Here is a 23,252-nt window from a genome sequence, read left to right on the forward strand (position 1 = left end):
CACAGCCCCGCGGTTTACTGTGCGGCATGCCCGAATCCGGACCTTCGGCTCAAGCCCAACAAGACATCCGCGCCGCGCAAGCCTTGCCCGACAATCTCGCCCGCCGCGAGCACGTCCATGCCGTCCAGCAACGCGCGCGGGCCCTCCTTCTGGATGCCACGAGCACGCCCGAACAAAAGTCCGCCGTCCGGCTCGATATCAGACAAGCGCGCGCACTCACTAGCGACCTGTGCACGCCGCGCACCCCAGCACCCCTGACCTGGATCGCAGCCCCAGCATTGAATAAAGCTGCGACGCCGCTCGTACGCCAGCACGTGCATGCCGGAGACCGAATGAACGAGCAGTTGGCCGATCCGGTCGCCGACGCCCCGCACACCACATGAGCACGAAGTCGGAGACGGCGATAGAAGCCGCACTGGATCTGGGTAATACTGGCCAGTATGTCGTCACTCGATGGACTGGTGGCCGAGACAGGTCGCGTGCTCAGTGATGCTCGCCGGCTTTTCGGCGCGGCGCCCCTCGAAGCGTCGTTGCCTTCGGCGCAGCAGTTGATGGCGGGCCGAGCAGCTGTAGCGCCAGTGGGGCAGGCCGCAGCTGCCAATTGGCAAGGCGAGGCAGCGACGACCTACGCTGCGACCAACGCCGATCAGGTCCATGCGTTAGACCGCACGGTAGCCGCCGATGGCCAAGTCAATCCGGCGCTGACCCATGCCGGACAGGCCGCCGCGGCGGGAGCACGAAGCATGGACAACCTGATCGCTCAGACCCGCGCGGGGGTTAGCGCACTGGCCCCCAGCACACGTAGCGCCGCAGGGCAGCAGCAACTCGCCAGCTTTTTGCAGGGTCAGCTCAACCAGGCGAAGGGATTGCTGCAAAACTTCCAGCAGCGCAACGCTGAAATAGCCGGCACCATCCAAAGCGCTGACTACGGGCGCCTTTCCGGTAGCCACGGCAAGGAGTCACCACCTGCTGCGCCGCTGGATTCGCGCACGTGGAAGCCGGGTGATAAGCGGCATATGCCCTATGACGCCGGCCCGGGTGGGATGGGCCCGCCCAACTTTCCTGATTCGCCGCCGTGGGTTGATATATGGGACCGGTCAGGAGCAGACGACCCCGACAAAGTTCCGCACTACTTTGTCAGATCCGATGAAATCCCCGGCTACAAGGTGTATCCGCCCGGAGCCCTAGGGCCACCAACGGTCGTCGACGAACGCGGCAATCCAGACCCATATGTCCAGTTGGGCCCAAACACAGGCGTGTGGGTACCGCAGTCGGCCTTTCCGGGAGCGAAAATCTATCCGCCTGGCTCTAACCCACTGCCACCCTACGGATACGACGAATGGTTACCAGGGTCCGGGATTTATATGTGGCACAGCGATTTAACCCCCGAACCGTACAACCCTTCCGGTCCTCTGGGGCCACCAACCTATCCGCAGGAAGGCCACTAACTACTAACTAGAAGCCACACCCGGGGGACGGCCTGCCAACAACGGGCGGCGTACAGCCCCCATGGCCCGTCGCGATGCAGATCTACCCCAAGGCCGGCGATCAACCTTCGCGCGTCAAAGTTCTGGCGGGAATTTTGACCGTGACCGTCGCCTAGGCCGATAAGTTGCCCTAGCGTTGGTGGAAAGTGCAGCGCTCGAAGGGATTTAACATTGGAACCAAAGGGGTGCAGCGCCCGGATCGCTGATAGAGGTGTCAGGTTGGCCTCGCGGGCGATGCCACTTGTCGAAGGCGACCAGTTCGCATCGCGTCGAATAAAGTGGATCGCCGACGAGCTGGCCAGCTTGCGCGACGGTATCCCCGCTAAGCTAGCCGACGATCCGGGCATCACGCACGCAGTCGTGCAAGACGTCGACATGAAGATTGCGGAAATCCAGGACGTACTTACTGCCAGCCGCAAGGCCGCTTCTTCGGCGCCACCGGTCAGATGATCGGCGCCCGCCCGGGTTGCAATAGCGCCCCGTGCGCCAGGCTGATTCGTCACCGTGACAATTTGACCCTGCTCTTGTCCAGGCTGGTCCTGCTAGAGGTGCGTCGGCTTTCGCGCGCGTATGTCGGTGTTGGCGGCTACTGCTTGTGCAGCCGGGGATTCCACTGCGGGGAAGGGGCGTGCGGCGAGAAGTATCGAGGAGGCGCAACCCGTGATGGGCCCGCTGCGAACCCGAAAGTCATTGCCGCCGATGGATATGCGCGCGGTGCTCGATGCTACCGATGTAGAGCACGCGATCGTTGCCGGTGGAGCTTGCAGCTAAGATCGCCGATTGGCTCGCCGGCTACGCTCACAGTCGCGAGGCTCCCCGGCTTAAGGCACTCCTGTGTGCCGTATCTCCGGACTGATTGACGCAGGTGTGCGAAGTTGCAGGACGCATCTGGTGCGGCGTGTCTTGAAAGAAAACAAAAGTCGACAAGCCGTGTGGACATGCTGGCGTAGCCGGTTTTTGGTGAATGTGGCGTTGTTGGTAGCGGCTAAAGCGACTCGGGACTTATCGTCCCGAACATGACGGGCTGGACCGATGTAGCGCTGTCCCAGGTGCTCGGCGGAGTATCCGAGGTATTGGGGTCACCCTTCCCTCAAAGCCCGGCGCCCGGCGGCCCGATGCCACTAGACCCGGCCCCAACGGCTCCGGTCACCTCACGCGATCAGCTCACCAAGCTCGACCGAGCCAAGCTCACTTACATGGGCATTAACCCGGATACGGCTCCGATGCCCGAAATCAACCAGGCGCTGGGCCGCGACCAACCCGCAGCGCCTCCGCCCCCGCCGCCCCCGCCGGAGTCGCCGGCGCCGACCTCCCCGGCGGGCACGCCACCGCCACCGGGACTGAGCGGGGCAGGGGCAGAAGCAGCCAAACGGCTCGACGAGGCACTGGCCAAAAATCATTCGGCGCTCAATGACGCTGACGACAAACTGGCCGACGCTCTGCTTAAAGCGTCGAGCTCTAGCGCTGATGGTCGTCAGCGGCTCCAAGCTTTGCAGCAAGACATCATCGACCAGGTCAACAAGCTGGGGTCATCGCTGGATACTGCGACCGGCCAACAGCAGCTGGCAGAGTTCTTGCAGGGAAAAACCGACGACATCCTCAACGTCCTGAAAAACGCTGGGCTGGACTCAGATTCACAAGCGCGGGTGTTGGATGGTCTCTCGGCGCGCTATCAGGCGTTGCAAGACAAGAAACCCGGCGATGACCCGCACACCAAGGGTTCGAGCGGCGACGGCACTGGCAGCGGCAACCCGGACTCAACCGGCACTACACCGGGTGGTGGTGCCGATTCTCCGGCCGGGACCGGTGACGGCACTGGCAGTGGCAATGACCCGCTACTGGACGGGCTGGCCTCAGATCCGTTGATGTCGCGGTTGGGCATGATGGGCGGGCCTGCGATGGGCGCTCTTGGCTCGCTGCCAGGTGCGCTCGGTTCAGCGATTCCCTCGCTCGGCGGAGGCGGTGGCGGCGGGCTGGGGGATTTGGGTTCGGCGATCGGTGGGGCGCTACGCGATGGCGGCCACGATCCGGACCAGGCCTCTGATGAGCACGTCGATTCGTTGAAAGACCCGTCCGGATCGCACACCGGTGACGACAAACCGCGAGATGGCACCCAGCCGGCCGGACTGCACGACCCAGGGGACAAAGCAGACAAAGGGGACAAGGCGGGGACAGAAAACGCTGGCAGCGGATCCACCCCGCCGCCGTCAGCGCCGGCAGCGCCAGGTCAGACGCCAACACCGTCGACTCAGGTCCAGCTGCCCGACCAATCGGTGCGAACCGCGGCCAATGGCGCACTCGCGCAGGCCGGACGCGCGGTGCTCTCCGGTGACAGCATCGACGACGCGTTTGCAGGGGCCAATCTTCAGTTGCCGCCGCTGGGTTCGCCGGTGAGTTCACCCATGGCACCCTCGCGGCTGCAATTCGGCGATGTGGGCCAATACACCGATCATCGGGTCATGGCTCTAGACAAAGACCATGTTTGGCTCAATGGCCAGGTCACGCCGATTGACCAGCTCGACACTGGCCCGAATTTCTTGGGGTGGACACGCGTGTCGGCCCCAACAGCGACAACGGTGACTTCGGCGGCCGTCGCCCCGGCACCGGCCGTGGCGCCCGCACCGGCGCCGCCGACCACTTAAGCGAACTTTTACTGCAACGTGAGGGAGTACCGTAATGACCGTGAATGAGCAGGCCTTGCAGGTCAACACCGATGACCTGATCCGATGGGCGATCGCCCACGAACGCGCCGCCGAGGCGTGCGGGCAGGCCCGTGCTGACCATGCCCGCACCGTGGCTGCGGCCGAATCGTGGGGACCGCTGTTTTACGAGGCGCGTCGTGCTGCAGTGGCCGCGGTCAACGACCGCGAGACCGCATTGCGCGACCAACAAGAGCGGCACGGGGCCATGGCGCAGCAGCTTCGCGCCGCCGCGGCGCGCATGGCGGAGATGAACGCTGACAACCGTGCCAATTTGACGATTTCCACGGATTAGCAACATGTCTGAAGCGCCGTCGACCGACTACGACACCGTGGTGTTCGAGGTCGCAAGCCGCGATGAGTCGATCGTGGTGGCGGTGGGCCGCAGCGGCAACTCGTTAGGCGTGGAGCTTCAGGCGGCGGCGATGCAGCTCAGCGACGCCGAACTGGCTAACCGCATCATCAAATTGAACACGCTGGCTCATTTACGCTCGCAGTTGGCGCTGCGTCAGGAGTGGGAGGCTCAACACGTGACCGTGTCCAGTGCGTTGCCCACCAAGGATCAGGTTGCCAGCTATGAGGCCCTGATCGATTTCTGAGAGAACTCGTCGCAACGTCAGCTAGAACACGGAGGGAGGACCGCAGTGCTGCAGGTCGATGTTGCCGGACTGCAGAGTGCGGTCGCGGGGCTGGTCGCCGCCGCTAACAGCCTTGCCAGGCTCGGCGCGCAGTCGCCGGTGCACCCTCCGCTGGCCACCGATGAGACATCAACGAGCGTGGCTGCCCGCCTCAGTGAGCACGCGGCGGTGATGGCATCGCGAGCTGCTGACGGGTCGACGGTCCTTGCGGCCGGCGCCAAGGCGATAACCCAGTCAGCAGTCGCGTATGGGCAGATGGACCAGGCCAATCAAGCGGTGGTGAGCTTGCAAGGTAACCCTGCACCCTCCACGCCGGGCTTCACCCCGGCGGTGACGGTGAATCTTGTTGCGCCTGATGTGCCGATCGCCCCGCCGGGACCCCGCCCAGCCGAAACGACGGCGGCGATCATGGAAGCCGGTCAGCCCGCTGCCGGGGATGCGTTTGTGGCCGACTGTGCGGCACTGTCAGAAGGATTTAGCGCTGCCGCGCGATCGGCCCGCCGCGGGGCGGCCACGGTCAGTGAACATCTCAAAGGGGAAGCAGGACCGCGTATTTCGGCGGCGTTGAATCGTTACGCGGACTGGGCGCAGGAGATGGCCCGCCATGCCGACACCGTTGGAAAGCTCGCCGGCAGCCACAAGAACAGATTTACACAAGCCAAGCAGGCGACTCCGACGACCACGGAGTTCGCTAACCGTCACCGCGAGCTCCACAACGCGATCGCACTCAACAGCTCTTATCCCAGTCCGGGATCGGCGGCCGCGGTGTCTAAGGCACACACGAATTTGACCCAGTTAACGAACCACACCCAGGTTGTGGCCGCTGGCTACCACACCGGCGAGACGATACCGGAGGCTCCGCCGGGGCCACCGCCAGCCCCAGCAATCGTGGAACCTGGTGCCGGACAAGGGGACACCCCGCCGTCTCCAACTCAGCAGGGAGCGGATCCAAAACCGACACGCGATCACCCGGGCACCACCCACGCCGGCGACGTCGACCCCGACACCGACCCCGCCGGCCTCGACGAGAGTCTCAATGCAGGCGATGGTGATCCCGCCGCTAACCCGCTAGCGCCTGCGGGAACGGGTGCGATGCCGGGAATGGCCTCATCTTTGCCGCCGATGTTGACCGGCCTGCTGGGCGCCGGGGTCGGGATGGCCACCCAGATACCGCAGAAATTAGGCCAAGAGCTGCAGGGATTGGCCCAGCAAGCCACCCAGAGCGTTGCAGGTTTGGCACAAGGAATGGCAGGCAAGAACGGGCTGGACGACGCGGCCAAAATTGAGCCAGCAGACTCCCTGGGCAGCGGTGCCGGCGGAGGCGGTGGTGACGACGGCGCTACCGCCCCGGCGGCCAGCGGCGGCGCAGATCTCAAGCCGGCGGCTTCAGCGATCTCCGGAATGAGTTCCCCCACCTCGCCCCCGTTGGCGGGGGCCAGCGCCACCCCGAGTCCCACCGCTGCCGCCGCTGAGAGCGGTATGGGCGGCTCCCCAATGTTCATGCCCCCGATGGGGGGCATGGGCGCTGGCGCCGGGGCGGCCAAGCGCAAGGTAAAGGACCCGGACAAGTCGATCGAGATGCCATCGCGCCCTAATTCCGAGCCGATCAAAGGCGAACGGGGAGACCCAATTCGGCACACGGCCACCGTTGACGCCGCTGCCTACCCCAAAGACGGGCCGAAGCGCACGGTGACCGTTCGGTCACGCAGCCGACGCGTCGACCGCGACCCGGGCAGCGGTGATGACCAGTGAGCGTGAATGGGTGCGTCGGCTATCAGTCCGATCAGAATCTGGTCGCTGAAGTGATGGCCCAGCTCGATTCGGTGTCGATGGCCCTGCCCGACCTGCAGGATGAAATTGCGTCCGACGACGATGGTGAGGCCCCGTGACGGTGTACGAGTATGACGGCTACCAGGCGGATAAGAATTTAACCGCCAGTGTCATAGCGCGCATGGAACGGGTGTCGACGATGCTTTCCAAGCTGCTCGAGGAGATGGATGGCATCGACCTGGAAGCCATCGGCGGCGATGGCGACGTCGTGTTGTCGGTGAACTCCCAAGGACAACTCACCTCGCTGTCGCTGGCGCAGGGCTGCACCACCCGCTACTCACACGGGGCTTTGGCCGAGCTGATCAACACCACGATCGACGAGGCAGTCAACGCCGCGGCCGAGGAAACAGCGAGCGTGGGAGGCGGCCAAGACCAGGAAGCGCTCGACGCTGCTGTGCAAGCGTTCATCAATCCCGAAAGTGAGATCTGGACTGCCACCTGAGCACCGGTTTCGTCTTGGATTCGCGTCCAACGGTAGCCCGATGTCGCCGCAGGACAGTACGCTGATTGCATGAATCCGCAGGCAGTTGGGCAGCCGAGCTACCCCGCTGCGACCGGCGGCCCGCCCACCTCCACGAGTACGGTCGGTGTGCCGACCGGTGCCGCGGTGTTGCCACCACCGCCCAGCTACGTGCCACCCCCACAAGCTCCTGCACCGCCACCGGTGTACCGCAGACGCGGGCCGGGCTGGCTGGCGGTATGGGTAATGCTGGCGCTCGCGCTGCTACTGGCGTTAAGCGCAACGGTGATGAGTGCGATGAAGTTGACCGCATCAAACCCGGCCGCGACAACCACCACGGTGATGGCGCCACCCCCACCGCCGGTGAGCTACAGCCCGGAGCAAGTGGCGGCGGCCAAGAAGGAAGCCTGCGACGCCAGCGATACGGCGGACAAATCGATAATTGCTGCTCAAAAGAACTTCTTCGACGCTGCGCGAGACCGGCAATCGCCTCAATACCATCCTGCACTGGGCAACTTCCAGCTTGTGGTGATACTGGAGACGCAGTACATCCAACAGCATCTTCCGCCGGCTACCCCGAAGAACGTGCTAGACGCGACCAATGAATATGTCACCGCAGTAATTCGGTTGGTCGACGCCAATACCCGCGAGCTGTCCGACCACGATGCCCAGCCGTTCGTGTTAGCGCTTAGAAGTGCGGGAGATCGACTCGACAAGGTGTGTGAGTGATGCGAACCGATGACATTCTGCAGGTCATTCCCGCTGCGGCGGAGTCGGCGAACATGCTGACCGGTTCGGCAACGGTCGAGTTTGCTACGACCGTGCCCGAGCACGCGGCCCATGGCGCGGCGGCCACGGCAGCCGGGGGGGCTCACGCGGCTTCAATGTGGGCGCCGAGCGTGGCAGCAAGCGCAGGTGTGAACCAGCAAGTCGCGGGAGCCGGTGCCGCGCTGGCGCCACGCGGTGGAAAGGTGGCTCAACGCAACGATCAATCGTTGACCGCAGACCTTCAGACCGACAACCAGAACGCTCAGGACCTGACACCGGTGGTGAGCATATGACCGCCACCCTGCACTCGCCCCAAGCGGGGACACCGCTCCCACCCGCTTTCCCGCCACGTCAGCTTCCGCCACCGGCGGGGCCCGGCCGCGGGGCGGTGGGGGGCACGGCGGCGGCGCTAGTCGTTGCGGTCGGAGCCGCCGTCCTTGCCGCAGTAGCGTGGATGACGCCATCCAAAGTTCCCGTCAGTACGGTGGTTGCGCCGTGGTCACCACCTGCCCCGAGTTCCGACCAGGTGGCAGCCGCACGCACAAAGGCATGCCAAGTGTGGGGGATTACCGCGACAGCAATGGACGCGGCCACGAACGCGGTGGCCCACGCTCCAGCCGACTGGAATGACCCTGGCACCCAAGAGGCCTTGGCCAACGAGGCGCGGGTAATCCTGGTGGAAAGCGCATACCTGCGCCGTGAACTGCCCGCCGATACACCGGCAACGATCCGCTCAGGGATCGACGACTACCTTGCGGCCAGCTCGGACATGGAAAACGCCACCACGCATCGCAAGGGCAGCTTGCGAAACGCCGCGATCGGTCGTGCAAACACCGCAGAAGACAAGGTAAACGCCGCTTGCCGGTAGTGTGAGGAAGAGGGAGCCGTGGCGGATGTGCCCGCAACCAGTATCGCTGGGAACATCATCATCACCCCGGATATGGTGCCGCCAGCAGCAGAGCCGTTGGAGACCCAAGCGGCGCACTACGCGGCGTTGGCGGAGAAAGTCGGTGAGCTGCAGCAGCAGCTCAAAGCCGCCAATGCGATGCGCGAAGAGGCCGCACAATCGCCCGGTTGGGAAGCTGGGCACGAAAAGAATCGCCAATTGGCCGCAGACTACGGCCGGATGGTCGAGATATACAACGCGGCGGCAGATTATTTCAACGGAGTCGCTGGCGTTTACCGCGACGCGCAAACCGCCCAACGGAACGTCTTGATGAAAGCCAATGCTGAACTGTCGCAGGCCAAGAACGCGATACAACAGCAGGAGATCGCGGCGCGCTGGCACACGCACGCCCGAGCCCTGACGACCAGCGCGGTAGGAGCCGCTACAGCCAAGGCCGGAGTTTTCGAGCACACTGCAGGCACCGATATCACGGCTCTTACCTCACGCCTAGGCGGTCCGGCACCTCAAGACCCCGTCTTGCCCCATAGCGGCGGAGGCGGAATAGCCGTACCCACAGGCAAAGAGGGCTCCGGACTAGGTGATGACAACGGCGACCCCGCGAACCCCAACGGCACTGGCAATCCGCAGGGAATAGGTAATGGGCACACGCCGCGCCACAGTGGTGCAGCGAAGGGCGAGGACGGCGAGCCGGCGACGACGGGACCAGGATCCACTCCTGCGGTGATGGGGAGCCCTTATCCGGGTGCCGGGCAGATGCCGATGCCGGGTGGTGGTGGCAGCGGGATTCAGTCTGTTGGTTTCCCGCCGGGGTTGACGTCGATGACGGGGGGACTTGGATCGATGCCCGGTGGGGGTGGCATGGGAGGCCTGGGCTCTGGTGGGGGCTTGGGCGGGCTGCCCGGCGGTATGGGGCAGCTGCCCGGTACTCAGGCTGCCGGGCTGGGGAACCTGCCCGCTAATGCCGCACCAGCAGCCGGGGCACCGGCACAGTTGGGACCGGCGTTCTCCCAAGGACTTTCAGCCGGATCGGCGTTGGGGTCGCTGCCGCCTGCGACCGGCACTGGAACGCCGGCCGCAGGGCAAGCAGCCGCAACTCCAGCGGCAGGGCTGACTTCGGGTGCGGGCGTTCCTTCGGCCGGGTTGACAGGAGCAGGTGCGACCCCTCCGGCAGTCAGCCCCGCAGCGCCGGGGCTTGCCACGTCTGGCGGGCCGACGAGTGCTGCACCGGCGGCGATGATGCTTCCGCCCCCGGGTATGGGCGCTCCCGCGGCCCCCGTAGCTGCGGGTGGCGCAAGTGCTGCAGCCCCCGTCGCCCCTGCTGGCAACACGGCCACACCGGGTGGCTCCGCGCCGACAACCGGGCCGGCAGCTGGATCGACGGTCGGATCGGGTGGGGCGGTGGTTGTGCCGGCAAGTGTTGTCAGCGCCGGAGCTGGCGCCCGCAACCGTGGACGACCGGAGTCAGCCGAACTGGCAACCGCAAAAGTGTTGGCGCGCAAGCTCCGTCGTGACAGCGACATTGTTAATTACGCGTGCATTGAGTGGGCCGTGGGCGTATTTCGCCGCGAGGCTGGCGGGGCCACCGAGTGCGTGGTGATGTCCAACGAAGGCTTTGGTTACATTCCGCGGGGAGTGTTCTTGCCACGTACTGCCCGTCTGTTGACGGCAGATAAGTTGGTAGACAACCAATTTCGGGAAGGCTGGTTCGGGTCATCCGATCCTGCCGAGGTGCTAGCCGAATATGCACGGCTGCGCGGCCGCGGCGGAACGCATCTGGTTGCCATGGCAGTAACCGCGGACAGCCCCTACGGTCGGGTGCCAGGGGTCGAATACGCGGTTTGTCAACGCGAATTCGATGACGGTGCTTACATCCGCCCGATTCTCGACGATATGCATATGCATCGTCTCGAAGCGTTGCACCCGGAGGTGTATGCCCGGGTTCAGCAGACGACCTCCACTGAACCTGAGACGCGCATGGTTGAAAATCAGGTCGTTGTGCCGCTGGCTGTGCAGATGATCGAAGCTGTGAAGATGTCGGGGGAGATGACGCTCGATCTGCGGCAGATGTGGGATGTGCTGGGCACCGGCGACCACATCTCGGAGGAGGTATGGAACCAGTACCGGATCGCCTCAACCGTGTACTACGTGAACCTCAGCGCGAACCGGCCTCGGCCGGAGGCCTCCACAGGAGATCGCGAGCGTTATCAGGCGCAGTGGGTCACCGCACGCACGATGGAGTTGCTGCAGGGTTGGGAGCGGCGACCGGTCGACGTAGCGGATATGGTCTACGCTGCGGCGACGGCCTACCCATGGAGATTTTGGCACCAAATTTGAATTGTTATGGCGCGTGGTCGAATCCGAGCTCGGCTGCGGCGTAGCGTGAGGTGCCGCGGCGTGCGACGTGGGATGCAGTGATCAGGATTGACCGCCGAGCGCTGGCGAAAACCGTTATAGGAGCACGCCTTATAAGTACGTGGTAGCTGGGCCTCGATTTGGCGATCGAGGTGATGGCCGGATCGTTGGAGGAGAGACGCCGAGTCGTCACAGTGACGAAATAAGCGGTATTCGCTGGAAGCACCCATCCATCCACCGCCGCGGCCACGCGCGCAGGGTTGCCCGAGAAATTGGTGTCTGTTCTCACGCAATCTCGGGGACATTCTTATCGGATTGGGGGCAAGTTGCGATCGGGGATAGTACGTTGAGGGTCAGGAAATGAGCGCGGTGACGGCGGTCGTGGTCGTGTCAGCGAGCGCGATGCCGCCGATATTGCCGATGGGTTGGTCGAGGGCCGCGACAGGAAGCCACTGGATGAGCTCCGGTAAGACAACCCCTTTGGGTTGCAGCACTGTGACGATCATAGCCATTGTGCTGCTGGGGATTTCACCGGGAATGAAGGGGCAGATGATCACCTGGCCGGTGGCGGCTGCGAGGTGAATCGTGTTAGATAGTACGACAACGTACAGTTCCTGGTTGGTGTCGCGGCCTGGCGTGATGTCTCCGGGTGTGATCACAGGCCAGCGGCCCGGTTCGCCTGATAGATCTTCTCCGCGTAGGCGTCGATGTCGAGCGTTGGCACAGTGTGTGTTGTGTAGTTCTCGAGCGAGATTCGGAGATGCTCGTTGTGCAGGGCTCGTTCGATCATCTCTGAACGATTCAGCCCGGCCGCCTGGGCGTCCGCATCGGCCGCCGCCAGCACGGCCTCTTCAATCATTACGGACACTTTGGCTTTCGCCATACCATTTATCCTACTCTGAGCAGGACAGTTGTCGTGAGGGTACTCCGGCTGGTGGCGCCGACGCAGGTTGCGTTAAATGGTGCGAGGACGACCTACCACAGATTCAGCTTGCCAGTCACGGTTACGGACGGGCCCATGTACGCCGATGACGACGATTCGGGGCGCGAAACGGTGTACCTGCTAGGTTCGCGTGAGAATGCGCGCCGCCTCATGGCGGCCGTCGCACGGGATAGGGCCGTCGTCCCGGGCTGGCGAGCCTTACTAAGTCGATGGCCGAACTCGAGGAGATGGTCGGCGGCCAGGAGTGAGCTGCGATCCTGATGGGTAGGGCGACTTCGCTTTTGGGGCGGACTCCGATCGCTGGCGGTCAAGGTCCTGAAAGCCCGGTACCTGTAGCGATCTGGCGCCACTGCGGTGTTCTGGGTTTTCATTCAATTTGGACGTGCTGGTAGCGGGGGTGTAGCGGGGGGCGGTACGGTGCCGGTGTGCCGTTGAAGTTGGCGTCTAAGACGCAGGTTTCGGGTCATTTCTTTGTTCGGCGACGCTTGTCGTTTGCGTTGCTGCGCCGTTCGGTGAGCATGGAGATCAATCCGGTTCGCTGGCACCGCACGCTGTTGATGTTGTCGGCGGTGTTGGGTGTGGTGCTCGTGGTGGGGGCGTTCGTGTACGGGTGGTTTCGCCCGGCGGGGGTGATCGACGACTCGTCGAAGATCGTTGCTGATCGTTCGTCGGGGGCGTTGTTTGTGGTGGTCGACAAGCGACTGTATCCGGCGTTGAATCTGGTGTCGGCGCAGCTGATTGCTGGGTCGCCGGATCGGCCGACGTTTGTGGCATCGGGGGAGATTGCGAAGTGGCCCAAAGGGCCGACGGTGGGGATCCAGGGCGCTCCGGTGGAGACACCGGCGGTGGTGTCTCCGCAGGTTTCGCGCTGGGCTGTGTGCGACACGGCGCCGACGACGGTTGGTGGTTCGCCGTTGGTGACGGGCATCAATGGGCAGTTGTTGCTCGGGGAGGCGGCGGGAGAGCTCGCCGGCAGCGAGGCCTTGTTGTTGTCTTATGGGCCGCAGGTACACCTGGTGACTAATGGTGTTCGGATGCCGATTGATCTGTCTCAGTCCGCGGTCGCCGGGCCCCTGGGGATTGCGCCCGGGGCGCAGGCGACGGGGATGTCGCGGGCCCTTTTTGACGCGTTGCCGGCGGGGGGACCGCTGGCTGTTCCCGCGGTGCCTGGCGCCGGTGGGCCCGGTCAGGTGGATTTGGGGGCGGGGGTTGTTGTCGGTGCGGTGGTGGCGAGCCGGGATGTGGCTGCACAGTCGGACCGCTTTTATGTGGTGCTGGCAGATGGGGTTCAAGAGGTCTCGCCTGTGGTGGCTTCGATGCTGCGCCAGCATGATTCGTTTGGTTTAGCCACGCCGCCGCAGATATCGCCGGATCATTTGGCGCATATTCCGCTGCGTCATGTTCTTGATGTGGATTATTATCCGCGGTCGCCTGTGCGCCTGGTTGATGCGGGCAGTCGGCCGGTTTCGTGTGTGGCGTGGCAGTGGAGTGTGAGCGAGCGTCAGGCGCGGCTCGCGGTGATTTCGGGTCGGGGGTTGCCCATCCGCGCGGATCAGCGGGCGAAGATGGTGCCGTTGGTGGGTGCCGGCAATGGCGGGGTGCAAGCGAATCAGGTCTTGGTCGGTGATGGTGCATCGACGTTTGTTAGCACTACTGGTCAGGCATTGGATTCGCCTGCGCGCGAGACGATGTGGCTGACTAGCTCCACCGGGTCGCGCTATGGTGTGCCGTTTGACGACAATAGCGTGCAGGCGTTGGGGCTGGTGTTATCTCAGGTTCGTCCGGCGCCGTGGTCGATGCTGCAGGTGTGGCCTGCGGGACCGGAGTTGTCGCGGGCGGCCGCGTTGACGGTGCATAGCCCGTCGGACGCGGTGGCTGTGTTGCCGACGAAGACCAACGTACGGGCCGGCGGATAGGAGGGGGAGAAGGTTGTCGACGATTCGTTTCAGCCCGTCTCGGCGGCTGAGGGCGCCCAAAGTTGATGGCGGCATGCAGTCGGTACGCGATTCTCCGATCGCGCCGCGCCGGTTGCCGATGACGAAGGCGCAGATCATTTTGCCTGCAGTCATGGGCGCGGCGTTTTTGGGCATGATGGCCATGATCTTGACTCAACCGGGGCTGCGCTCGGGGCCGATGAGTTTGTTTTCGTTGTTTGTGCCGGTGATGATGATTGTGTCGTTCGCCGGGGTGTTTATGCAGGGCCGTTTTGGTGGCGGTGATAAGGCGTTGTCTCCGCAGGCGTTGGAAGAAGAGCGCCGTGCCTACATGGACGAGCTCGACCAGACACGTGATGTGATTCAAAGTGACGCCGAGCGTCAGTTCGCCAATTACCAGTTCTTGCATCCCGAACCGGCGATGCTGCGTGGGTTGGTCGGGTCGCCGCGGATGTGGGAGCGATCGGGTTCTGCTGAGGACTTGGCGATGCACTTTGGTTTTGTCCGTTTCGGAACCGGTACTTCGGATTTGGCGAAGAAGCTGGCTAAGCCTCGGTTGGGGGAGTCGGCCGATTATGAGCCAGTCTGCTATGACGCGCTGCGCAAGTTTTTGTTGGAGCAGTCCAAGATTAGTGGGATCGCTAAACCGCTGTCGCTCAAGGTGATTCCGCTGATGACGTTGGTGGGTGAGGATGGTCCGGACACAGTCCACGGTGTGGTGCGGGCGATGATTTGTCAGGCGGCCTGCTTCCATTCACCGCAGGACTTGAAAGTCATGGTCGTCACCGACGAACCAGCACGATGGGATTGGGTCAAGTGGTTGCCGCATTGCCAACACGACAAGCTCTTTGATAGTGGCGGGCCGTTGCGAATGGTGTGGACGTCGCCGACGGCGATGGATGCGGCGGTTGGTCACGAATTGCATGGCGCTCGAAAGAATTACGGGGACCCTGGCGCCGCGGACGGGGTACGTCCGCATTGGCTTGTGATCAACGACCAGCTCCGTGTGGATAGTGAATGGGACACGTTGAATCGCAGGGGCGTTGGGGGGGTCGCGGGCGTGACCTTTGTGCGTGTAGTGGTCAAGGAGGGCGCGGCGGATGACAACTGAGTTCACATTGCATGTCAAGCGCGACGGGGCATATGACGAGGAGGGGTTTTTCGCGCTCCCCGATACGCTGGACACGGCGTCCGCGGTCGCGTTTGCGCGCAAAATGGCTAGATACCATGCAGATTCGCGGGTAACGCAAAGTTCGACTGCCGCCGCATCGAAGGTCGTGGATCTGTATGAGATTCTCGGCCACGCTGATCCGGGCGATATCGATGTGGAGGAGGCCTGGGCGGCGACGCGGCTGGGTCCGCCGCTGCAAGACGACGAGGGCGAATTGCAGTGGGGTCGGGAGTGGATGCGGTTCCCGATCGGTATTGATCCACGCAATGGACAGCCCGTGGCCCTCGACTTGAAGGAGACTCACGAGTTCGAGGGGATGGGCCATCACGTCGTCGTCGTCGGCACGACTGGGAGTGGTAAATCGGTGTTTTTGACGGCGTTGATTACGTCGGCGTGTTTGACGCATTCGCCAGACTCGTTGAAGGTCGCGGTGTTTGACTTTAAGGGTAGTGCGTTGGCGCATTTGGTGGCGGGATTCCCGCACTGCGTCGCGGCGATGAGCAACTTGCGTAACGATCGCCTGTGGATTGTGAGGATGGAAGATGTCCTCTACGGCGAGATGGAGCGCCGCAAGTCTTGGCTTGACCGGGCTGGGGTCAGTGACATCGCTGAATATGAGTATTTGCGCATTCACAAGAAGGAGAAGTTGCGGCCGATGCCGCACCTGCTGCTGATTGTCGATGAGTTCACGCAGATGTTCGCTGAACATGACGGAGCCAAAGCGGTCATGGACGAGGTCGGCCGCCAGGGCCGCTCGCAGGGGCTTCGCCTCGTGATGGGGTCGCAGCGGCTGGGCCACCAGATGCAGGGCGGCATCATGAGTAACATCCCGGTGCGGGTGGCGCTGCGAACTGTCGGCGACACCGATTCCCACGAGGTGTTGGGTAGCGATGAGGCCAATCATCTGCCCAAAAAACCTGCTGGGGCTGGGCTTTTGAAGGTAGGTGCCAACAAGAACCTGACGAGGTTTCAGACGGCGTTCGTGCTCAAGAGCTATGTACCGCCCCAACGGGCAGCAGCTGCTGCGGCCAGGCAGGAAGCCGGTTACCTTGAGCCACAAGAGTTCCAGGCGGTCGGTATGCCTGCTCTGCAGATGGCCCGCGACGGCGAGGGCGAGCAGACCAAAATCCCGGAACCACGCGCCATCATTGGCGCCGATGGCCGCACCGTCAAACAGGTGCAGGCAACGGTGGATTGCTTGAATCGGCTGAATCTTCCTCCACTGCAAGCGATGTGGCTGCCGCCGCTGCAGCCGGTCCCTGCTGATGAGCTGGTGCGGCGGTTGCGGGGCCAACCGTGGGATGTCGACTATGGCTCGGCCCAAAGCGAGCTCTCGAGGCTGATGTTTCCGGTCGGGATCGAAGACAGGCCGCGCGACCACCGCCAGCTTGTCTATGCGCCCAATCTGGCCGAAGGTAACTGCGCGGTCATTGGTATGGGGCAATCGGGTAAGACGGTGGCCATCGCGACGATGATCTCGGGTGCCGCTTTGTTGTATCATCCTCGGCGGCTTCAGTTCTACGTCATCGCACTCAGCGGGCCGGACCTCAACCTGGTAGCTGGTTTGCCGCACGTCGGTGGTTTCGCACGCGAGGTGGACCCCGAGCAGGTCAAACGAATCATCGCCGAGATGCTGGCGCTGATCGATCAGCGCGAGCAGGCGTTCACCAAGCTAGGTCTGACGCTAACCAAGCTGCGTGAACGCAAATTTGGCGGCGTGCCAGGTGAGGTGCCTCAAGACTCGTTCGGCGATGTGTTTTTGGTGATCGATGGCTGGCCAACGTTTGTGAAGAACTGGGAGCTGTTGGTTTCTGACGTGGAACGAATCTTGGCTAAAGGACCCGATGTTGGGGTGCACGCCATTGTGTCGACCAGTGGCTGGGTGGCCAACAAATTCCCGTCAGGAATGACCAAGAATTTCACCAGCAACGTGGAGCTCAAGCTCGGTGACAACGATGACATGACGGTCAACAATGTGAAGGTCGCGCGCGACGTTCCCTTCGGGGAGCAGAAGATGTTCCTCGACGAAGAGGACGACACTGGCGGTGAGGTCGAGCAGGTCAACGTGGTCAAGATCAGGGGCCGCGGCACGACGATGGAGGGGTACCATTTTCAGGCCGGGTTACCGGAGATAACCGTGCAAGGGCGGCGCGCCGACGTGGCAGCAGCCGTTGAGCCAATTCAGCGGCTCGCTGGACCTGACAGTGCGGCCGCGCGGGTACGGATGCTGCCCAAAATCGTCGGTATCGACGAGGTCTTCGCGCAATGGGAGCAGCGTGAGCATGGGCCGGGTGGGGTCGACTGGAGTGGTGTCGTGCCGTTCGGGATTTCAGAAATCGGTTTGGAGCCGGCGGTCGCGAACTTCGCTGCGACCCCGCATCTGCTGCTTACCGGTCGGCCTGAATGTGGATTGTCGAGCGGGTTGGCCACGGTGGCCCAAGCTGTGATGCGGGTGTACGGGCCCGAGCAGGCCCAGATCTATGTGGTGGACCCTCATAATGAGTTGCTGCGCGTGGTCGAAGGTGAACATTTGGGCGCCTACGTTTTCCGGGAGGACCAGGTGCGTGCCTTGGGTGACAGCCTGGGGGCGATCCTGACTGAACGTATGCCGATGACAGACCTAAGCCAGGCGGAGTTGGCTGCGGGGACGCGGCGTTGGAGCGGGCCAGAGATCTTTGTCTTCATCGATCGTGAAGAGACCCTTGCTAGTTGGGACACTGGTGGGTTCGTGGCAGGAACCGGATACCCGTTGGGCCCGCTGGCGCGGTTTATTGCGCGGGGTAAAGAGGTCGGCCTGCACCTGGTCGTGTCGCGGCGGATCGCTCAGTGGGGCCGCACGCTGACCAATCCGATAATCGGGGAGTTGCTCAAGGCCAAAGCACCTGTCGTGGTAATGGACGGCGACCCTGATGAAGGGCCGATCGTCGGCAAAACGAAAGCCGTGCCAGCTGACCCCGGTCGTGGCCTGTACGTCACTGACCGGATGGTGGCGCCGGTGCAGATCGCGTTCCCGGCGAGCGCCCATTGAGCGAGGATGACCCCGCGTGGCTGCTCGTCCACGCGGTGGAACAAGCCCGCTTAGAACAGGGGTTGTCCAAACATGATCTGGCACGCCTGGCGCGCGTGGCGCGGCCTACGATCTCGCGGCTGATCAACCATGGCATGGTCCCGTCTCGTGCGGCCACGCTGGATAGGATCGGCTCGGCGCTGGGCTGGGAGGCCGGGACGTGTGCGGCCTTGTTGGCCGGCCAACCCCTACCGGGTCCACGCGCGCCGGTGACTCGCTCGGCCCAGCTCGTCGCAGCGCGGCTCACCGAGATTGCCGAGGAGGCGCGGTCGGCCGCCGGTGCTGCCGAGCAGTCGATTCTGCGGCTGAAAACCATCGAGGAGCGTGCGCGTGCGGCTGCGCAGTTCGTGCTGGGCGGTTCAGTAGCTGATTAAGCGGTCGATCTGGACCGATTCATGCGTCGGCATGGGCCTTTGTCGCTCGGTGATGCGTGGCGGTATTTCGCCAGGTGAGCGGCGCCGTAGAGGGTGTCGGGAAACAGGGGGTGTTGCCTTGTGTGGAATGTCGGAGGTTTGGTTGCCGGTGTCCCTGGGGGCGGTTATCGTCGCATCAAACGGCGGCTTTATTGCTCGTGGGGCGAATGGGATATGTGGACAGGGGTGGGATTGCAATGATGTTCATTGAGGCGCCGGCGCTGGCGGCGCAGGCAGCATCAGAGGGCGCAGGCGGGGCGACCACGGCGGCCACTCTTGCCGCTGGGGCACCAGCGATGGGCGCTGTGCTGCCGATGGGCGGCGAGGAAGTGTCGGCAATGTTCGCTCAAGCTATCGCCGCGCACGGCGCGCAGTTCTTGGCGGCAGGTGCTCTAGGTGTGGCTCAGCGGGAGGCGTTCGCAGCCACCGTGGCTACGTCGGCGGCCACCTACACCGCTATGGATGCGGTCGGCAAGGCGCTGCTGTCGCTGTAGCGCGGCGGTGCACTGATGTACTGGGGTATCCCACCAGAGATCAACGCATTTCGGTTGACCAGGATGGGCGCGGGTCCAACGGCGCACGTCCCACAGATCACCGCCTACACGGCTGCTGCGGCCACGCACTTCGAGCAAGGGATGCAGCAGTCGGTGACCGCGATCGCGACCGCGCCGGTTTTCCAGGGCTCTGGCGGAATGGGGATGCTCGATAGTGCCACGCCGATGGCGGCCTGGCAGCAGACCGCCGGGCTGCATGCAGAGACTGCGGCGGCCACCATCCAAACTGGGTTGACTGCGTACAGCGCGGCCGTGTCCGCGACCATTCCTCATGAAGTGGTGGTGGCCAACCGGGTCCGCGAGGCCACTTTGGAATCAACAAATTTCATGGGGATCAACACCCCAGCGATCGCCGAGGCGAATGCTGAATATGGGGAGTATTGGTCGCAGAACGCCGGGGCCATGGTCGGCTACTTGGGCGCTATGGCCCCTGTCGTGAGCGCGCTGACCGTTCCCTTGCCGACGTTGCCTGATATGAGCAATCCGCTGGGGGCGACGGCCGGCTTGGCAGGGTTGGTCGGCGACGGGGTTGGTGCTGGCGTGCAGGCCTTAGGGTCGGGCATTAGCGCCGGTGGGGGAGTGGTGTCGGCTGGCAGTGGGATCAGCACAGGCGTGGCCACTGGGATCTCGAGCGGCGTGTTCAACGGCACGGGAGCAGGCGTGCAGGCCGCAGGGTCGCCCACTGGTGGGCAAACCCCGGCACCGCAGCCAGCGACCACCGGCACGACCGCGGGGCAGGGCGTGCCCGCAACGACGGGCACCGGCCAGGGCGTCACGAGTAACGCGCCGCAGGGAAAAGCTCCACCGTTGCAGGCGGGTCAAGGCGGTCAGCCGCCCCTGGAAGAGTCTGGACAGTCGTTGCTCGGCCAACTCACCCAGGCGCCAACCGAAATGATGAGTTCGCTCAGTTCACCACTGGAGTCACTGGGGCAGCTCCCGTCGAGTGCCAGTGGCCAACTAAGCGGCCTGATGGGCCCGTTGTCGGCGCTGACCGGTGGAATGTCCGGTGGATTGGGTGGGCCCCCAGCCGGGGGAGCACCGGGATTCAGCGCAGCCAGTGCACCGTGGTCGGGACTAAGTGGCGCCAACGGCGGCTTCGCCGGGGGCGCGTCAGCGGTTGCCGCGGCGTTGACGAAACCGTCTGCTGGCGGGCTAGGTGGGCCTGTGGGCGTGCCGGGCGGCTGGTGGGCCGACGTGGCTGATGGCGCTGAAACAGACGAGCAACCGGCTGCGGGACTGCGAAGCGGCGCGGCAGCGGGCAGAGGAGCCATGGCGCCCGGAATGTATGGACCCATGGCGGCAACGGGGCGCTCCGGACGCGGCAGTGAATATGCCGATGTCAGCGAGCAGGATAAGACGATCACGCTACCGGCCTCCGCGCATGCGGCGCCGGTGCTCACGTCTGAGGGCGTGGTCCACGTCGGGCAGGGAGGATAACTCCCGGCAGGGGCCCGGGTCATTGCTGAACTGATCGAACCAGCGGTAACCACTTGCTAGTGAAGGAGATACACCATCATGGCGTTGAACGCCGATGTCGCCCAGATGCTTTCGGGCGCAAGTCAATTGTCGAACATTCAACAAGAGGTGCTGTCGGCGTTGGGCCGTTATGTCACCATGAACCAGAACCTCACCGGTACTGGGTTTAGTGGTGATGCGGCGCTGGCCTCCATGGCCACCACCGAGGACATCAACCGGACCGGCCAACAGGTCAGCCAGCGGTTTCAGAGCGTCATCGACATAATGAAGCGCTCGGCGCACCAGTACCAAGAAACGAACGCGCAGAACCGCGCGGCGCTGGGCTCCATCCAGTCGACCTGACCGCGGCCAATCTTTCAGACATCGAACGACTTTCAGAGGAGAATGGTTATGGATTCAATGCGTTACGACCACGCCATGATCGCCGATCACGTGTCGGCCCAGGCGCAGCTGGTCGCTCACATGAACGATCTGCGTACCCGGGCCATGGGAACAATCAACCAGGTCGCCACAGTCTGGACGCAGCATGGTTCTGACGCTGCCCAGGTCGCCATGCACGAGATCGATCAGGCGTTCCAGGCGGTGTTCACCACGATCGAGCGCCATGGACAGGCCCAGGGGCACGCGTCGACGAATGCGCTGGGCACCGACCACGCGGTCCAGGCTGGTTTCCGGGGCTTGTGACCGAGACCGGAACCGCGGTTGCAGCGCGGCTGTCGACCACGTCGGAAGGTTTGTGGTTGACAGCCGCGCTTTGCGGTGTGGCTCAATTGCCACCTGCCCTCAAGATCCGGCCCATTGGGGCGGTGCAGGCCACCATCGCGGCTCACCCCGGGATGGAGGTGCTCGAAAACGCGGGGATTTGTCAGGGCGGCGAGGTTGACCCCAGCGTGGCCTCTTGGGTGCGGGCCTTGGGGCGTCCCGACGTCGAGATTGACGTGACGATTACCCGCCCCGAGATCCGACCGGAGCGGCTTGAAGGCCCACCAGCGGTCTTCACCGCCCCGGAGGACGCGATTGAGGCCGCCGAGGCGCTGGCACGGTGGTACGCCCAGCGGCCTCCCCAGCGAGTTGTGACATTGTGCCGGCGCGATAACGCGTGGGTGGCCGCCGCGCGGCTCTGGCGCCCGGGCCAAGACACCAGCGATGAGGTTGTGGTCACCCCGCTGGGTGGGACCGAGATCGCGCACGTCGTCGTCGACACGATAGGGCCGGCCGACCCGGCCCAATTCCACGGCATCAATAGCGAAGCAGCGGTACTCAATACAGTTCTGTCGGCCTGGCAGGCCAACCCCGCCATCGACATCATCGCGGGCCTCGTAGAGGTTGGACTTTCAGTTCCCCAGGCGCGGCTAGTCGAAGCGGTCGCCGACCGGGGCACCACCCGCGCGGTTATCGGCGCGGCCGAATTCTCTATCAGTGGCCCGGCGCGGGCGCCGATGGCGGTGACCGTGGCTGACACCTTGATCGGCCGCGTCGTTGTCAGCAACAGCGTTGGTCCTGACGGCAGGCAATGGACCACACTGCTGCCCGGCGCCGATCACGCAATCCACACGGCTGTGGTCGAGCTGCTCGAAACTTTGCCCTCGGGACGCGGCTGGGCGACTCATCAGCGGACATAAAATTTCGATACAGGCGAATATGGTGTCCGTTGTAGACGGATGAAAACCGTGGTTGTTACTGTCGCGCTGTGGCCAAATTATGTGGCGCTAAGCGAAATTCGAATACGTCTGGTGACGAGGGGACACGGTATGACAAGTCCGCATGAGCGTGAGGAACGCGACTTTTTCAATGGCCTGGCGGCAGGTCCGCCGCCCGAGACGCAGCCCGCGCCAGGCGCAGTTGAGCCCAGCCATCCCAACAACAGCGGCGAACCGACGAGCGATGATGGGCGGCCGCGGTTTTCACCCCCGGAGGCCGCTCTTGGGCTCCCCGCCCAGGATGCGACGCCGGCGCCGTCTTCGGCGCCCCAACAAGCCCCGGGTTGGCAGCCGCCGCGGTTTTCGCCCCCGGAGGGCACCTTGGCACCCCAGGGCCAAGACACCCCTCCGCCACCTCCGTGGGCGCAGCAGGCCGGTCCCCATCAGCAGGGGACGCCCAGCGAAAGCTACGGTTCCTCAAGTCAATTGGGCCGCCCACCGCAGGGAGTGTCGGAGGCGGCGCTCGGTGGGCGTCACGGCGCACCGCAGCCAGCCGGTCACGCAGATCCCAGCCAGGTTGCGCGTCCGTATCCGCCGGCAGAAGAACATGGTTGGCGTGCGCCAACACCCCAACCGTCGCCTCGCACCGCGGGCACGCCACGGTCTTCGGACGCGCTGCGAGAGCACCTGCGCGCCACGGACTTGATTGCCCCACACAAGGAGGCGCCATCCAAGGGGTGGCGCAGGGCGTTGCTCAAGGTTTCTGGTGGGCTGATTAACGTCGGTGAGTCCAGCGACGAGCGCACAGTGCGTGGCCTCAAGGCTGCGATCGGGGCCTCAATGTCAAGTGGTTAGTGCAACGCGGTTAGGCGGCTTGATCGAGCAGGGCTGCTAAGCGTTGGGCGGGGGTGTC

24 protein-coding genes and 1 pseudogene are annotated in these 23,252 nt (G+C 64.0%); 23 read left to right on the plus strand and 2 right to left on the minus strand.

The window, feature by feature from the left end; all coding sequences use genetic code 11:
• Positions 1-26 precede the first annotated feature (26 nt).
• The 13 genes from AWC08_RS35205 (at position 27) to AWC08_RS35215 (ending at position 11,123) form a co-directional block, all read left to right on the plus strand.
• The gene (locus tag AWC08_RS35205) at positions 27-383 is read left to right on the plus strand and encodes a hypothetical protein (RefSeq protein ID WP_132160395.1); all 357 of its coding nucleotides are present in this window, start codon (positions 27-29) and stop codon (positions 381-383) included.
• A 57-nt stretch (positions 384-440) separates the two neighbouring features.
• Entirely contained in the window at positions 441-1,448 is a 1,008-nt protein-coding gene (locus AWC08_RS11935; protein ID WP_007172130.1) for a DUF4226 domain-containing protein, read from the plus strand.
• A 273-nt stretch (positions 1,449-1,721) separates the two neighbouring features.
• Positions 1,722-1,937, plus strand: coding sequence for a hypothetical protein (locus AWC08_RS11940; RefSeq protein WP_007172131.1), 216 nt, complete (start codon positions 1,722-1,724; stop codon positions 1,935-1,937).
• A gap of 566 nt (positions 1,938-2,503) precedes the next feature.
• Positions 2,504-4,129 carry a DUF4226 domain-containing protein gene (locus AWC08_RS11945; protein WP_047324037.1) on the plus strand — a complete coding sequence of 542 codons (1,626 nt, stop codon included), beginning with the start codon at positions 2,504-2,506 and terminating at the stop codon, positions 4,127-4,129.
• Between the two features lie 34 nt (positions 4,130-4,163).
• On the plus strand, positions 4,164-4,481 hold the full coding sequence (locus AWC08_RS11950) for a type VII secretion target (RefSeq protein WP_007172134.1): 318 nt from the start codon (positions 4,164-4,166) through the stop codon (positions 4,479-4,481).
• 4 nt (positions 4,482-4,485) lie between these two features.
• Positions 4,486-4,785: a DUF2694 family protein gene (locus tag AWC08_RS11955; protein WP_007172135.1), complete on the plus strand. Its 300-nt coding sequence runs from the start codon at positions 4,486-4,488 to the stop codon at positions 4,783-4,785.
• A gap of 45 nt (positions 4,786-4,830) precedes the next feature.
• Complete coding sequence (locus tag AWC08_RS11960) at positions 4,831-6,576, plus strand: PPE domain-containing protein (protein ID WP_007172136.1); 1,746 nt, start codon at positions 4,831-4,833, stop codon at positions 6,574-6,576.
• Positions 6,573-6,713, plus strand: coding sequence for a hypothetical protein (locus AWC08_RS36455; protein WP_007172137.1), 141 nt, complete (start codon positions 6,573-6,575; stop codon positions 6,711-6,713). The genes AWC08_RS11960 and AWC08_RS36455 overlap by 4 nt, the downstream gene beginning before the upstream one ends.
• On the plus strand, positions 6,710-7,096 hold the full coding sequence (locus AWC08_RS11965) for a YbaB/EbfC family nucleoid-associated protein (protein WP_007172138.1): 387 nt from the start codon (positions 6,710-6,712) through the stop codon (positions 7,094-7,096). Before AWC08_RS36455 ends, AWC08_RS11965 begins: the two co-directional genes overlap by 4 nt.
• A gap of 264 nt (positions 7,097-7,360) precedes the next feature.
• Entirely contained in the window at positions 7,361-7,843 is a 483-nt protein-coding gene (locus AWC08_RS11970) for a hypothetical protein (protein WP_007172139.1), read from the plus strand.
• Complete coding sequence (locus AWC08_RS11975) at positions 7,843-8,175, plus strand: hypothetical protein (RefSeq protein WP_033717256.1); 333 nt, start codon at positions 7,843-7,845, stop codon at positions 8,173-8,175. The genes AWC08_RS11970 and AWC08_RS11975 overlap by 1 nt, the downstream gene beginning before the upstream one ends.
• 287 nt (positions 8,176-8,462) lie before the next feature.
• Positions 8,463-8,750 carry a hypothetical protein gene (locus AWC08_RS11980; protein ID WP_007172141.1) on the plus strand — a complete coding sequence of 96 codons (288 nt, stop codon included), beginning with the start codon at positions 8,463-8,465 and terminating at the stop codon, positions 8,748-8,750.
• Positions 8,751-10,187: 1,437 nt separating this feature from the next.
• Complete coding sequence (locus tag AWC08_RS35215; protein ID WP_109413176.1) at positions 10,188-11,123, plus strand: hypothetical protein; 936 nt, start codon at positions 10,188-10,190, stop codon at positions 11,121-11,123.
• Between the two features lie 371 nt (positions 11,124-11,494).
• Here AWC08_RS35215 and AWC08_RS11990 read toward each other — a convergent pair whose 3' ends face one another.
• Together AWC08_RS11990 and AWC08_RS11995 are read right to left on the minus strand one after the other, a co-directional pair.
• Positions 11,495-11,800 (minus strand): hypothetical protein, encoded by a 306-nt coding sequence (locus AWC08_RS11990; RefSeq protein ID WP_007172144.1) that lies wholly within the window; start codon positions 11,798-11,800, stop codon positions 11,495-11,497.
• Entirely contained in the window at positions 11,797-12,024 is a 228-nt protein-coding gene (locus AWC08_RS11995; protein ID WP_042910679.1) for a ribbon-helix-helix protein, CopG family, read from the minus strand. Before AWC08_RS11995 ends, AWC08_RS11990 begins: the two co-directional genes overlap by 4 nt.
• 135 nt (positions 12,025-12,159) lie before the next feature.
• On the opposite strand from AWC08_RS11995, the pseudogene AWC08_RS38140 reads away from it, so the two are divergent.
• The 10 genes and pseudogenes from AWC08_RS38140 to AWC08_RS12040 all read left to right on the plus strand — a co-directional run.
• Positions 12,160-12,332 (plus strand): annotated as a pseudogene (locus AWC08_RS38140) (type II toxin-antitoxin system prevent-host-death family antitoxin); the annotation flags it as partial.
• 177 nt (positions 12,333-12,509) lie between these two features.
• A complete protein-coding gene (gene eccB, locus AWC08_RS12005; protein ID WP_007172147.1) occupies positions 12,510-14,000 on the plus strand; it encodes a type VII secretion protein EccB in 1,491 nt (496 codons plus the stop codon).
• A gap of 73 nt (positions 14,001-14,073) precedes the next feature.
• Positions 14,074-15,129: a hypothetical protein gene (locus AWC08_RS35220; protein WP_007172148.1), complete on the plus strand. Its 1,056-nt coding sequence runs from the start codon at positions 14,074-14,076 to the stop codon at positions 15,127-15,129.
• Positions 15,119-18,217, plus strand: a complete 3,099-nt coding sequence (gene eccCb, locus AWC08_RS12010; protein ID WP_007172149.1) for a type VII secretion protein EccCb — start codon at positions 15,119-15,121, stop codon at positions 18,215-18,217. Before AWC08_RS35220 ends, eccCb begins: the two co-directional genes overlap by 11 nt.
• On the plus strand, positions 18,214-18,630 hold the full coding sequence (locus AWC08_RS12015) for a helix-turn-helix domain-containing protein (RefSeq protein WP_007172150.1): 417 nt from the start codon (positions 18,214-18,216) through the stop codon (positions 18,628-18,630). The genes eccCb and AWC08_RS12015 overlap by 4 nt, the downstream gene beginning before the upstream one ends.
• Positions 18,631-18,866: 236 nt before the next feature.
• Positions 18,867-19,163 carry a PE domain-containing protein gene (locus AWC08_RS12020; protein ID WP_040624290.1) on the plus strand — a complete coding sequence of 99 codons (297 nt, stop codon included), beginning with the start codon at positions 18,867-18,869 and terminating at the stop codon, positions 19,161-19,163.
• Positions 19,164-19,178: 15 nt separating this feature from the next.
• On the plus strand, positions 19,179-20,660 hold the full coding sequence (locus AWC08_RS12025) for a PPE family protein (RefSeq protein WP_007172152.1): 1,482 nt from the start codon (positions 19,179-19,181) through the stop codon (positions 20,658-20,660).
• A gap of 78 nt (positions 20,661-20,738) precedes the next feature.
• Positions 20,739-21,041, plus strand: coding sequence for a WXG100 family type VII secretion target (locus AWC08_RS12030; protein WP_007172153.1), 303 nt, complete (start codon positions 20,739-20,741; stop codon positions 21,039-21,041).
• A gap of 48 nt (positions 21,042-21,089) precedes the next feature.
• Positions 21,090-21,383: a hypothetical protein gene (locus tag AWC08_RS12035; protein ID WP_042910680.1), complete on the plus strand. Its 294-nt coding sequence runs from the start codon at positions 21,090-21,092 to the stop codon at positions 21,381-21,383.
• A gap of 56 nt (positions 21,384-21,439) precedes the next feature.
• Positions 21,440-22,321, plus strand: coding sequence for an ESX secretion-associated protein EspG (locus AWC08_RS12040; protein WP_157859019.1), 882 nt, complete (start codon positions 21,440-21,442; stop codon positions 22,319-22,321).
• The last annotated feature ends 931 nt before the right edge of the window (positions 22,322-23,252 follow it).

The organism is Mycobacterium gordonae (assembly GCF_002101675.1).
In the GTDB taxonomy this organism is placed as follows: Bacteria; Actinomycetota; Actinomycetes; order Mycobacteriales; family Mycobacteriaceae; genus Mycobacterium; species Mycobacterium gordonae.